Source organism: Mycobacterium sp. E740 (genome assembly GCF_001672895.1).
Lineage (GTDB): Bacteria > Actinomycetota > Actinomycetes > Mycobacteriales > Mycobacteriaceae > Mycobacterium.
This window is the reverse complement of the sequence record NZ_LZKP01000076.1, coordinates 1-10,830: the sequence shown is the minus strand read 5'-3', so window position 1 is coordinate 10,830 and position 10,830 is coordinate 1. Positions and strand designations below refer to the sequence as shown.

At 67.0% G+C, this 10,830-nt stretch carries 13 protein-coding genes, 1 tRNA gene and 1 pseudogene; 6 read left to right on the top strand and 9 right to left on the bottom strand.

The window, feature by feature from the left end; translation table 11 throughout:
- Positions 1-226: 226 nt before the first annotated feature.
- The 4 genes and pseudogenes from A5663_RS06765 to A5663_RS06750 form a co-directional block, all read right to left on the bottom strand.
- Positions 227-877, bottom strand: a pseudogene (locus A5663_RS06765) (ABC transporter permease); the annotation flags it as partial.
- Positions 874-1,776, bottom strand: coding sequence for a glycosyltransferase (locus A5663_RS06760; protein ID WP_068145674.1), 903 nt, complete (start codon positions 1,774-1,776; stop codon positions 874-876). The gene A5663_RS06760 and the pseudogene A5663_RS06765, both read right to left, overlap by 4 nt.
- Positions 1,773-2,567 carry an ABC transporter ATP-binding protein gene (locus A5663_RS06755; protein ID WP_068145671.1) on the bottom strand — a complete coding sequence of 265 codons (795 nt, stop codon included), beginning with the start codon at positions 2,565-2,567 and terminating at the stop codon, positions 1,773-1,775. Before A5663_RS06755 ends, A5663_RS06760 begins: the two co-directional genes overlap by 4 nt.
- An 18-nt stretch (positions 2,568-2,585) precedes the next feature.
- The gene (locus A5663_RS06750) at positions 2,586-3,083 is read right to left on the bottom strand and encodes a bacterial proteasome activator family protein (protein WP_068145669.1); all 498 of its coding nucleotides are present in this window, start codon (positions 3,081-3,083) and stop codon (positions 2,586-2,588) included.
- Between the two features lie 263 nt (positions 3,084-3,346).
- Here A5663_RS06750 and A5663_RS06745 point away from each other — a divergent pair, with 263 nt between their 5' ends.
- Positions 3,347-4,543, top strand: a complete 1,197-nt coding sequence (locus A5663_RS06745; protein ID WP_068145666.1) for a cysteine desulfurase-like protein — start codon at positions 3,347-3,349, stop codon at positions 4,541-4,543.
- A 3-nt stretch (positions 4,544-4,546) separates the two neighbouring features.
- Here A5663_RS06745 and A5663_RS06740 read toward each other — a convergent pair whose 3' ends face one another.
- Positions 4,547-5,521 (bottom strand): NAD(P)H-quinone oxidoreductase, encoded by a 975-nt coding sequence (locus A5663_RS06740; RefSeq protein WP_068145663.1) that lies wholly within the window; start codon positions 5,519-5,521, stop codon positions 4,547-4,549.
- A gap of 78 nt (positions 5,522-5,599) precedes the next feature.
- Here A5663_RS06740 and A5663_RS06735 point away from each other — a divergent pair, with 78 nt between their 5' ends.
- The 4 genes from A5663_RS06735 (at position 5,600) to A5663_RS06720 (ending at position 7,598) form a co-directional block, all read left to right on the top strand.
- A complete protein-coding gene (locus A5663_RS06735; RefSeq protein ID WP_068145658.1) occupies positions 5,600-6,112 on the top strand; it encodes a MarR family winged helix-turn-helix transcriptional regulator in 513 nt (170 codons plus the stop codon).
- Positions 6,113-6,159: 47 nt separating this feature from the next.
- A tRNA-Ser gene (locus A5663_RS06730) sits at positions 6,160-6,246 on the top strand.
- Positions 6,247-6,279: 33 nt separating this feature from the next.
- Positions 6,280-6,690, top strand: coding sequence for a hypothetical protein (locus A5663_RS06725; RefSeq protein ID WP_068145655.1), 411 nt, complete (start codon positions 6,280-6,282; stop codon positions 6,688-6,690).
- The gene (locus A5663_RS06720; RefSeq protein ID WP_068145651.1) at positions 6,690-7,598 is read left to right on the top strand and encodes an NAD(P)-dependent oxidoreductase; all 909 of its coding nucleotides are present in this window, start codon (positions 6,690-6,692) and stop codon (positions 7,596-7,598) included. The genes A5663_RS06725 and A5663_RS06720 overlap by 1 nt, the downstream gene beginning before the upstream one ends.
- Here A5663_RS06720 and A5663_RS06715 read toward each other — a convergent pair.
- Entirely contained in the window at positions 7,585-8,409 is an 825-nt protein-coding gene (locus tag A5663_RS06715) for a crotonase/enoyl-CoA hydratase family protein (RefSeq protein WP_068145646.1), read from the bottom strand. The genes A5663_RS06720 and A5663_RS06715 overlap by 14 nt on opposite strands.
- 19 nt (positions 8,410-8,428) lie before the next feature.
- Positions 8,429-8,863 (bottom strand): hypothetical protein, encoded by a 435-nt coding sequence (locus A5663_RS06710; RefSeq protein WP_068145644.1) that lies wholly within the window; start codon positions 8,861-8,863, stop codon positions 8,429-8,431.
- A 40-nt stretch (positions 8,864-8,903) separates the two neighbouring features.
- Between A5663_RS06710 and A5663_RS06705 the strand changes: the two genes are divergently transcribed.
- Complete coding sequence (locus tag A5663_RS06705) at positions 8,904-9,482, top strand: TIGR03086 family metal-binding protein (protein WP_068145640.1); 579 nt, start codon at positions 8,904-8,906, stop codon at positions 9,480-9,482.
- 3 nt (positions 9,483-9,485) lie between these two features.
- On the opposite strand, the gene A5663_RS06700 is transcribed toward A5663_RS06705, so the two are convergent.
- Entirely contained in the window at positions 9,486-9,956 is a 471-nt protein-coding gene (locus tag A5663_RS06700) for a DUF4334 domain-containing protein (RefSeq protein WP_068145638.1), read from the bottom strand.
- The coding region (locus tag A5663_RS06695; protein WP_068145635.1) for a histidinol-phosphate transaminase at positions 9,953-10,830 on the bottom strand (878 nt) is incomplete at its 5' end. The genes A5663_RS06695 and A5663_RS06700, both read right to left, overlap by 4 nt.

Here is a 10,830-nt window from a genome sequence, read left to right as displayed (position 1 = left end):
TGGTGCAGTTGCTGTTCTTCATGACGCCGATCATCTGGAACGAGTCCACGCTGCAGCAGCAGGGCGCCGCGCGGTACGCGAAGATCGTCGAGCTCAACCCGCTGCTGCACTACCTCGACATCGTGCGGGCGCCGCTGCTCGGGGCAGATCAGGAGCTGCGTCACTGGGTGGTGGTGATCGTGTTGACCGTGGTCGGCTGGATTCTGGCGGCGTTCGCGATGCGCCAGTACCGCGCGGCGCCCTGCTGCTGCAGCGTGGACTCGTTCCAGATGATCGGCGTCATGAAGAACAGCAACTGCACCAGGCTGTTCAACAAGGGGCTGATGTCGCGGTAGCGGGTGGCCAGGATGCCGAAGCACAGCGACACCCACACGCAGTTGAGCACGATCAGTGCCAGCGCGGGAATGACCGCAAGATCGGTCCACTTCCACGGCTCCGGATAGATGATCGCGATGATCACGAAGATGATCATGTTGTGCCCGAACAGGATCATCTGCCGCCACACCAGTCGGTACACATGCACCGACAGCGGCGTCGGCAACTGCTTGATCAAACCCTCGTTGGCGACGAACACGTCGGCGCCCTCCAGGATCGACGCGTTGATCAGGTTCCACACGATCAACCCGAGGGTGACGTACGGAAGGTGTTCGGACAGTTCGAGTTTGAACAGTTTCGAATAGAGCAGGCCCATGGCGACGGCGGTCGCGCCGGTCGCGATGGTGATCCAGAACGGCCCCAGCACCGAGCGGCGATAGCGCTGTTTGATGTCCTGCCAGCCCAGATGCAGCCACAGTTCACGCTTGCCGAACCCGGCGACGAGGTCGCCCCATGCCCGGCTCATCGTCTTCGACTGTGCGGCGGCGTCGGTGAACGTCACGTGGCAGGCCTCCTGAACCTCTCGCGACGGCCCATGCGCCGCAACCTCATCCACTCTTTGAGTCCGGCGGGATCACGCCGCGACACCAGGAAGAACCAGCCGAAGCGGGCCCACTCCTGCACCTGCAGGCGGCGCAAACCGGGTTGGGACAGCAGGTAGCCGCGGTTGCGATAGGTATAGAAACGTTTGGCGGCGTTGTCCGGATACTGGGTGTGCATCCGGCCGCCGAGGATGGGCTTGAACTCGTCGCCGCCTTGCGGGTGCAGGTACACCGCGTTCAGGCAGGTGCCGAACGGCAGGCCGGAGCGCACCAGCCTGCGGTGCAGTTCGGTCTCGTCGCCGCGCACGAACAGCCGCAGGTCCGGGACGCCGACCACCTCGAGCGCCGACGCGGCGAACAGTGCCCCGTTGAACAGCGATGCGATTCCCGCCAGCAGAGCTGAACCCGACTCGGTGCGCAACTCCTCGACGCGACGCCGCCACACCAGACCCCGGCGCAACGGAAACGCCAACCGCCCGGGATCGTTCATGTCGCAGACCATCGGCGACACCTCCGCGAGCCCATGGCGGGTGGCGCACTCGAGCAGCGTGCCGAGCACCTCCGAGTCGGCGGGCCGCCCGTCGTCGTCGGCCAGCCACACCCAGTCAGCGCCGAGCGCCAGCGCGTGTAGCATGCCCAACGCGAAACCACCTGCGCCGCCGAGGTTTCGGCGCGAGCCCAGGTATGTGGTCGGGATCGGTTGCCCCGCCACCAGTTCGGCCACCCGGGAATCGTCGTCGTTGTCGACGACGACCAGATGGTCGGGCACGCGCGTCTGGGCCGACACCGCCTCCAGAGACTTGGCCAGATCGTCGGGTCGCCGGTGGGTGACCACCACCGCGCACACGCGGTCGGTCATCCCTGGCGCGTCTCTTCGAGCACTTCCCGGACGTGCCGGGCGGCGTCCTCACCCTCATAGGCGCGCACGACGTCTTCGATCCCGCCGGCCATCCGGATGGTGCCGTGGTCGATCCACATCGCGGTGTTGCACAGCCGTGCCAGGAATTCGTTGGAGTGACTGGCGAACACCAGGATTCCGGAGCGCTCGACCAATTGCGACAACCGGGTCTGCGCCTTTTTCAGGAACTCGGCGTCCACCGCGCCGATGCCCTCGTCGAGCAGCAGGATCTCGGGGTCGATGCTGGTGACCACACCCATGGCAAGCCTCACCCGCATACCGGTGGAGTACGTGCGCAGCGGCATCGACAGATAGTCACCGAGTTCGGTGAACTCCGCGATCTCGTCGACCTTGGCCAGCATCTGCTTGCGGGTCTGACCGAGGAACAGTCCGCGGATGATGATGTTCTCGAAGCCCGAGATCTCCGGGTCCATTCCGACGCCGAGGTCGAACACCGGCGCCACCCGACCGGTCACCGTGGCCACGCCGCGGGTGGGCTCGTAGATGCCCGACAGCAGCCGCAGCAGCGTCGACTTACCCGCGCCGTTGTGACCGACCAGCCCGACCCGGTCGCCGAGCTCCAGCGACATGGTGATGTCGCGAAGCGCCTCGATGACGACGACGTTGGAGTCGTTGCGGCCGATCGCACCCCCGGCCTTGCCGAGGAACGCCTTCTTCAGCGAGCGCGCCTTGGCGTCGAAGATCGGAAATTCCACCCACGCGTTGCGTGTCTCGATGTGCGGGATCACCAACCGGCTCCTACCCGACGTTCAGAGGTACTGTCCGGTCCCCGGCTGCGACGGCCCGCCGCGAATCGCCACGCCGGGCGGCAATGCGCCCTGTCCGCGCATCTGCTCCAGCTGCTGGCGGGCCGCCATCTGCTGGGCGAACAGCGCGGTCTGGATTCCGTGGAACAGGCCTTCCAGCCAGCCGACCAACTGAGCCTGGGCGATCCGCAGCTCGGCGTCCGAAGGCACACCGTCCTCGGTGAACGGCAGCGTGAGCCGCTCGAGTTCGTCGCGCAGCTCGGGTGCGAGGCCCTCCTCGAGTTCGGAGATGCTGGTGCGGTGGATCTCGCGCAGCCGGGTGCGGCTGGCGTCATCGAGAGGCGCGGCGCGTACTTCCTCGAGGAGCTGCTTGATCATCGTGCCGATCCGCATCACCTTCGCCGGCTGTTCGACGAGGTCGGTCAGCGACTTGCCGTCGCTCTCCTCGTCGGCCTCGCCATCGCCCTGGCTGATGATCTCGATGTTGTCGTCGTCGGTCATACCCTCTGGGTTCCCTCTAGGTTCCAACAAATCCGCGCGTCCGTCGCATCTAGCGACACTAGTCCCACGAGCAAACGCGTCCACCGTGGTCCACGTGTCCCCGGGGCTGACCAGCAACGACAACCCGGTTAGCGCCCCGAGCGGAAAGCTCACTGGACTAGTATGGCTGCGCAACAGACCCCGTCCGGCATGGCGGGTCGAGCCGACTTTCGGCCAGAATCGTGTCGGTTTGTGAAATCGCGGACGCTCGAAGGTGGACTGGCATGGCATACGACGTCGCCCGGGTGCGCGGTCTGCACCCGTCCCTGGGCGATGGTTGGGTGCGGTTCGACGCCCAGCACGGCATGCTGCTGCCCGACACCGTCGGGCGCGCGGTGTCGACCGCGTTCCGCGGTTCGATGGCCACACCGGTCGGGCCGCACCCGTCGGCGCAGCGCAGTGCGGCCGTGCTGGAGGCCGCCCGCTCGGCGGTGGCCGATCTGGTCAACGCCGATCCGCGGGGCGTGGTGCTCGGCGCCGACCGCGCGATCCTGCTGACCTCGTTGGCGGACGCGTCTTCTTCGCGCCTCGGGCTCGGCTACGAGGTGATCGTCAGCCGGCTCGACGCCGAGGCCAACATCGCGCCGTGGCTCCGCGCCGCCAATCTTTACGGGGCGAAGGTCAAGTGGGCCGAAGTCGACATCGAGACCGGCGAACTGCCCAGCTGGCAGTGGGAGAGTCTGATCACCCGGCCGACGCGGCTGGTCGCGATCACTTCCGCCTCGCCGACTTTGGGTACGGTGACCGACCTGCGCGCGGTGACCAAGCTGGCTCACGACCAGGGCGCGCTGGTCGTCGTCGACCACTCCGCGGCCGCGCCCTACCAGCTGATCGACATCGACGACATCGATGCCGACGTGGTGGCGATCAACGCGTTGGCATGGGGTGGGCCGCCGATCGGGGCGCTGGTGTTCCGCGACCCGTCGCTGATCGACTCATTCGGTTCGGTGTCGCTGGACCCGGACGCGACGGGGGCGGCGCGGCTGGAAGTCGGCGCCCATCAGTTCGGCCTGCTGGCGGGCGTGGTGGCGAGCATCGAGTACCTGGCTTCGCTCGACGAGAACGCCCACGGCACGCGCCGCGAACGGCTTGCGGTGTCGATGCATTCGGCGAGCTCGTACATGAACCGGTTGTTCGACTACCTGCTTTTCTCACTGCGGTCGCTGTCGACGGTCATGGTCATCGGCCAGCCCGAGGCGCGGATTCCCGTGCTCAGCTTCGCGGTCAACGATGTGCCCGCCGAACGGGTGGTGCAACGGCTGGCGGACAACGGCATCCTGGCGATCGCGAACGCGAACTCGCGGGTGCTCGACGTGATCGGCGTCAACGACATCGGTGGCGCGGTCACGGTCGGGCTGGCGCACTACACCACCACCGCGGAGGTCGATCAGTTGGTGCGCGCCCTAGCCTCGCTGGGCTAGCCGTCAATCCGCTACGCGCAGAAGGACTTTGCCCGAGACCTCGCCGGACTGCAGGAGTTCGTGCGCCGCGCCGGCTTCCTGAACCGGATACTCGGCGCCGATGATCGGCCGCACTTCGCCGCTTTCGATCATCGGCCAGACGTTGGCCACCACTTCGGCGACGACCTCGCTCTTGCTTCCGCGCCCGTCGACCGGGCGTGCGCGCAGCGCGGTGGCGATGACTCCGGCACGCTTGCCGAGCAACTTGCCGATGTTGAGGTCGGCCTTCACGCCGCCCTGCATCCCGATGATCACCAATCGACCGTCGGGACCGAGCGCGTCGATGTTGCGGTCCAGATACGCCGCGCCCATGATGTCGAGGATCACGTCGGCGCCGCCCTCAGCGCTGACCCGTTCGACGAAGTCCTCGTCGCGGTAGTTGATGGTCAGCTCCGCCCCGAGTTCGGCGCACAGATCGAGCTTGTGCGCCGACCCCGCGGTCACCGCGACGCGGCTTCCGATCGCGCGGCCCACCTGGATCGCGTGGGTGCCGATGCCGCTGGCGCCGCCGTGAATAAGCACCAGCTGCCCCGCCGCCAGATCCGCCGTCATCACCAGGTTCGACCACACCGTGCAGGCCACCTCGGGCAGCGCGGCGGCCTCATGCAGGCTCACCGAAGCGGGAACCGGCATCACCTGCCCGGCCGGAACCGCCACGTACTCGGCATACCCGCCGCCGGCCAGCAAGGCGCAGACCTGTTGTCCCACAGACCATCCCGACGTGTTGTCGCCGAGGGCGACTACCGTTCCGGCGACCTCGAGACCGAGGATCTCGCTCGCGCCGGGCGGCGGTGGGTACTTGCCGACGGCCTGCAACAGGTCGGCCCGGTTGATCCCGGCCGTGGCCACCTTTATCAGCAACTCGCCGCGTGCGGGCTCGACGTCGGGGACTTCCTTCCAGCTCAGTTGGCCTTCCGGCCCGGCCACGATCGCGTGCATTCAGTTAACGCTACTAGCCTGCAAAAACAGTCTGAAAAAACCCCGCCCAGCAATGAACCCGCCCCTTACTATGACCGCATGGAGGGGATCATCGCGGGTCGTACCGCGGGGGACATGCCGGGTTTGGACATCGCTGAGCAACGTTCTTGGCAAAACTTTCTGGACTCGGCATTGCGTATGTACGCGACACTGAATCGGGCGCTGGTGGACACGCATCACCTGACGCTCAACGATGTGCGACTGTTGGACATCTTGGACAAGTCTGCGACCGGGTCGGCCCGCATGGGTGATCTCGCGGACGGGTTGATGTCGCTGCCGAGCCGGGTCACCAGGCAGATCCGCCGGCTGGAACTGCAGGGTCTGGTGCGCCGCGACGCCAGCCCGGACGACGGCCGCGGCGTGCTGGCCTGCATCACCGAGGACGGCAGGCTCGCGGTACGACAGGCGATGACGACCTACGGCGAGGGCGTTCGCGCGCACTTTCTCGACCGACTGTCGCGCCCCCAGGTCGCGGCGATGGGCGAGAACTGCAGGCGAATAAGCGTCTCGCTCAAGAACGGCCACGCCAAGGCCAAGCTCGGCCGCGTCTGAGCGGTCACCGTCGCGGCGGTGCCGGGCTTGCCCGTACTCTTGTCGGCGGTGGCGTGGCAGAGCGGCCTAATGCACTCGCCTTGAAAGCGAGAGACGGCTAACACCGTCCGGGGGTTCAAATCCCTCCGCCACCGCCCATTCGGCGCATGACGCACTAGCGTGACGGTATGGCAACGCGGACCCCCGCGAAGACGCGATTCGTCGAGGTGACGCTCGTCGTGTTCGGGCTGTACGCGCTGACCGTCGGACTGTTCATGCTGTTCACGCCGGGCGCGTTCTTCGACACGCTCGGGAACTTCGGTGCGCGCAACGACCACTACATCTTCGACAACGCCGCCTTCGAGGTGCCGCAGGGCCTGCTGCTGCTCGCGGCGGTGCGGTGGCGCAGTTGGCGCACTCCGGCCCTCGCGTTCGCGACACTGCACTGGGCGCTGCACGCGCTCAGCCACCTCGTCGACCCGCACCATGGCGCGGGTGAATGGATCGGCTGGCTGGAGGCCGGCGGACTGGTGGTGACGACCGTGATCTTGGCAATAGCGTTGCGCGCCAACATCGTTGCTGAGAGAGTGGCGCACTGATGCGGGTGCTGGTCGCCGGCGCTACGAGCGTGCCGGGGCTGCCGCTGCTGCGCGAGCTGAACTCGCGCGGGCACGAGGTGGTCGGGCTGACGCGGTCGTCGTCGAAGACGTCGCAGATCTCGGCGGCGGGCGCCCAACCGGTGGTGGCCGACGTGTTCGATGCCGACGAAATCGCCAGGGCTGTCGCAGATTTCGCGCCCGAGGTGGTGGTTTCGCTGCTGACCACGCTGCCGAAGCGCGGGCCGATGCGCATCAGAGACTTCGAGCCCGCCAAGAAGCTGTGGGGAACCGGTGCGCCCAATCTCTTGGCCGCAGCGCAGCGCGCCGGTGTGCGTCGCGTCGTCGCGGAATCCGTCATCTTCGCGTACGGCTATCCGACCACGGGCCCTGCGCTCATCGACGAGAGCGATCCGTATCCCGGCCCACCGCCGCCCGACGGTGAGGCGATGCTGGCCGCCTTGCGCGGCATGGAACAGAAGGTCCTGACCTCCGGAGAGCACAGCGAGACCGAGGGAATCGTGTTGCGCTACGGCGCTTTCTACGGTCCCCGTGTCCCGCACGACGAACTCATTCAGCGAATGACCAAGTGGCGGGTGGCGTTGGACATGGGTGGCTCGGGAATCGCGTCGTGGGTCTACATCGACGACGTCGCGAAGGCCACCGCGAATGCGCTCGAGCGCGGACGCGGCGGGCAGATCTACAACATCGTCGACGACCGGCCGCAGTCGTTCGACGACTACACCCGAGAACTGGGGGCGAAACTGGGACGGCACCGGATGCTGCGCATCCCGCGGGCAGCGGTGAAGCTCGTCGCACCGTATGGCGTTACGGCGTTCGGCGACACCTGGCTGCCGTTGTCGAACGCCAAGGCCAAGGCCGAACTCGGTTGGACGCCTATTCCCCGGTGAAGTTCGGTGGGCGCTTCTGGAACATCGCCGTGACCGCCTCACCCAGATCCTTCGACGGCAGGAACGCCGAATTCCACGCGGCCACATAGCGCAGGCTCTCCGACACCCGGGCTATGCGCTGCTGATCGAGTACATCCTTGACACCGCGAACGGTCAGAGGCGGGTTGGCCGCGATCTCGGAAGCGGTGGCGTGCGCCGCTGCCAGCGAGGCGTCGGCGTCGTCGTACACGTCGTTGACGAGACCGATCTTCTCGGCGCGCTGGCTGTCGATGTCCTTGCCGGTCAGGGTCAGCTCGCGCAGGTGTCCGTCGGACAGGATCAGCGGAAGCCGCGCAAGGGAGCCGACGTCGGCGACGATCGCCAGCTTCACCTCGCGCACCGAAAACTTCGCGTCGGCGCTGGCGTAACGGATGTCCACGGCGCTGATGAGGTCGACACCGCCACCGATGCACCAACCGTGCACCGACGCGATGGTCGGGGTGCGGCAGTCCGCGACCGCGGTGATGGCGCCCTGCATCTTCTGCAAGGTGGTATGGAATTCGAGCCGGCCCTTCGCGCCGGAGTCCAAGCCAGGCAGGCTGCCACCCATCGCGACCAGGTCGAGTCCGTAGCTGAAGTTCCTGCCCGAGCCGGTCAGCACGATGGCGCGAACCTCGGGATCGGCGTCCAGCTTGGCGAACACCTCGGGCAACTCCGCCCAGAACGCAGGCCCCATGGCGTTGCCCTTGCCGGGGCCGATCAACGTCACCCGCGCGACGTGATCGGAGATGTCGACGGTGACGGATTCGTAAGCCTCAGTTTTCTGGCTCATGCCGCACCACGCTAGTTCGTCAGCCCGGCGGCTGGCCCAGCAGGACCTCGTTCACCGTGGCGCTGGGCAGGAACTGGCAGGCCGCCTCGACGAGCATCTGCCCGACGCCTTCCCCGTTCGGGCCCAGTGGGTTCTTGTCCTGCTTGAGGATCTCGCGGATGACTGCGACCCGGGTCGGCTCGTCGAGCCCGGTGAACTCCTTGCACGTCATGGTCAGCGCGTTCGGTGGCGGCGGCACGACGGGGACATCGGTTCTGCGGGTCGGCAGCGGCAGGTTCGGAATCCCGATGTCGGGCAGCCCCGGTATCGACGGAGATGCCGTCGCCGACGGGGAGGTCAACGGCGGGCCCGGTTGGGTGGTCATCGCGACCGACCCCTCGGTGGTGCGTTGGCACGCCGTAGTCACGCCGACCAGGACCAGCACCGCGGCCGCGACTCGCACGTGCGTCTTCATCCCCGCAACGATATGCCCACCGGCCACGTAGCGTGGCGTCATGCCCGACGACTTGCGCGCTGGACCTGAATCGCCGCCGACCGACGAACTACGAAGCGCGGAGAAGTCGTTCGCCGTGCTGCAGCGCGTGCTCCATGGCATCGCCGCCGACGATATGCGCAAGCAGACCCCGTGCCGGGACTTCGACGTCGCCGCGCTGACGGATCACCTGCTCGGCTCCATCACCACGATCGGTGCGATGGCGGGTGCAGAGTTCACTGAACGGGATCGTGATGTGTCGGTCGAGGAGCAGGTGGTGGCAGCGGCGCGGCCCGCCCTCGACGCCTGGCACCGCCGCGGTTTGGACGGCACGGTGGAGTTCGGCGGCAACGAAGCGTCGGCCAAGGTGATGGTGGGTGTGTTGTCGATCGAATTCCTCGTGCACGCTTGGGATTACGCCGAGACGGTGGGGCGCGAGGTGACCGCACCCGACTCGTTGTCTGATTACGTGCTGGAGCTGGCGCGCAGGATCATCACCCCGGAGGGCCGGGTGAACGTCGGCTTCGACGACCCAATCGACGTCGGTGGCGATGCGGATGCGCTCACGCGACTGCTCGCCTGCACCGGCCGGCGCGCCTGACCGTCACACCCGCTCGAGGTAGAAGTACAGGTGCCGCCCGTCGTCGAGGGCGCCCTTACCGTTCATGATGCCGATGACGGCGTTGTGGTCGACGACCTTGAAGTGGTCGTGCACCGGCGCGCCGTCGTACACCATCGAGGCGACCATCTCGCCGCGGAACTCCTCCATCCAGAGGCTGGCTTCGCCGTTCATCGCCTCGGTGTTGGAGAACTTGTTGCCGTCGGCGTCCACGCAGACCAGTGGCTTGGCGTCGGCAGCGGATACGAACGTCTTGCCGAACCAGTTGAGGCGTTCCATGAACCCGTTCGCCTTGTGGCCGGTGTGGAACTCGCCGCCCTTCCACTCGCCGATCATGAGGTCGATGGTGGCCGGTTGCAGCGTGGCCCAGAACTCGTCGAGTTCGGCGTCGGAGATCTTGTCGGTGCGTTCCGTGAGATCGGTGAAGGTCTCGCGGGCGGTGCGCGTCGAAGTCATGCGGTTTCCTTCCAGCGGCGGGCGAATTCGATGAACGCGTCGTTCTCGTGCGTCGCGGCGACGGTGACGCGCACCCCGTCGTCGCCGTACGGCCGCACGATGATGCGGTTGTCCGCCGACGCCTCGGCGAACTCCTGGGCGCGGCCGGGCATCGGCAGCCACACGAAGTTGGCCTGGGAGTCGGGGACGGTGTAGCCGGCGTCGCGCAGGGCCGCGGTCACCCGGAAGCGTTCGGCGACGACGGCATCGGTGCGCTCGAGCAGTTCGTCGGCGGCGTCCAGGGAGGCGATCGCGGCGGCCTGCGAGATGCTGGTCGCGGTGAACGGCACGTAGACCTTGCCGAGCGCGGTGACGATGTCGGGGTCGGCGACGGCATAACCGATCCGCAGGCCAGCCAACCCGTAGGCTTTCGAAAATGTCCGCAGCACAATGACATTGGGGTTGTCGCGGACCAGGCCGAAGCTGTCCGGCAGCATTGGCTCGCGGATGTACTCGACGTAGGCCTCGTCGATCGCGATGGCGATGTGCGGGGGCACCGCGGCAATGAAGCGCGCGAGTGCGGCGGGGTCGACGACAGTGCCGGTGGGGTTGTTCGGATTGCACACGAAGATCAGCCGGGTGCGGTCGGTGATGGCGGCAAGCATCGCGTCGAGGTCGTGGGTGTGGTCGGTCAGCGGCACCGCCACCGGGGTGGCGCCCGCGGTGCGCACCTGCAGTGGGTAGATCTCGAAGCTGCGCCAGCCAAAAATCACCTCGTCGCCGACAGTCGAGGTGATCTGGATCAGCTGCTGACACAGGCTGACCGACCCGCAACCCACCGAGATGTGCTCAGGCGCGAAATTGACGTGTTTGGCGAGCCGCTCCTTGAGCTCGA

What these genes read in the sequence shown, in the direction of transcription:
- A5663_RS06760 (WP_068145674.1), bottom strand. Translation starts at nt 1,776, where the DNA reads ATGACCGACCGCGTGTGCGCGGTGGTGGTCACCCACCGGCGACCCGAC.
- A5663_RS06750 (WP_068145669.1), bottom strand. Translation starts at nt 3,083, where the DNA reads ATGACCGACGACGACAACATCGAGATCATCAGCCAGGGCGATGGCGAG.
- A5663_RS06745 (WP_068145666.1), top strand. Translation starts at nt 3,347, where the DNA reads ATGGCATACGACGTCGCCCGGGTGCGCGGTCTGCACCCGTCCCTGGGC.
- A5663_RS06740 (WP_068145663.1), bottom strand. Translation starts at nt 5,521, where the DNA reads ATGCACGCGATCGTGGCCGGGCCGGAAGGCCAACTGAGCTGGAAGGAA.
- A5663_RS06735 (WP_068145658.1), top strand. Translation starts at nt 5,600, where the DNA reads ATGGAGGGGATCATCGCGGGTCGTACCGCGGGGGACATGCCGGGTTTG.
- A5663_RS06725 (WP_068145655.1), top strand. Translation starts at nt 6,280, where the DNA reads ATGGCAACGCGGACCCCCGCGAAGACGCGATTCGTCGAGGTGACGCTC.
- A5663_RS06720 (WP_068145651.1), top strand. Translation starts at nt 6,690, where the DNA reads ATGCGGGTGCTGGTCGCCGGCGCTACGAGCGTGCCGGGGCTGCCGCTG.
- A5663_RS06715 (WP_068145646.1), bottom strand. Translation starts at nt 8,409, where the DNA reads ATGAGCCAGAAAACTGAGGCTTACGAATCCGTCACCGTCGACATCTCC.
- A5663_RS06710 (WP_068145644.1), bottom strand. Translation starts at nt 8,863, where the DNA reads ATGAAGACGCACGTGCGAGTCGCGGCCGCGGTGCTGGTCCTGGTCGGC.
- A5663_RS06705 (WP_068145640.1), top strand. Translation starts at nt 8,904, where the DNA reads ATGCCCGACGACTTGCGCGCTGGACCTGAATCGCCGCCGACCGACGAA.
- A5663_RS06700 (WP_068145638.1), bottom strand. Translation starts at nt 9,956, where the DNA reads ATGACTTCGACGCGCACCGCCCGCGAGACCTTCACCGATCTCACGGAA.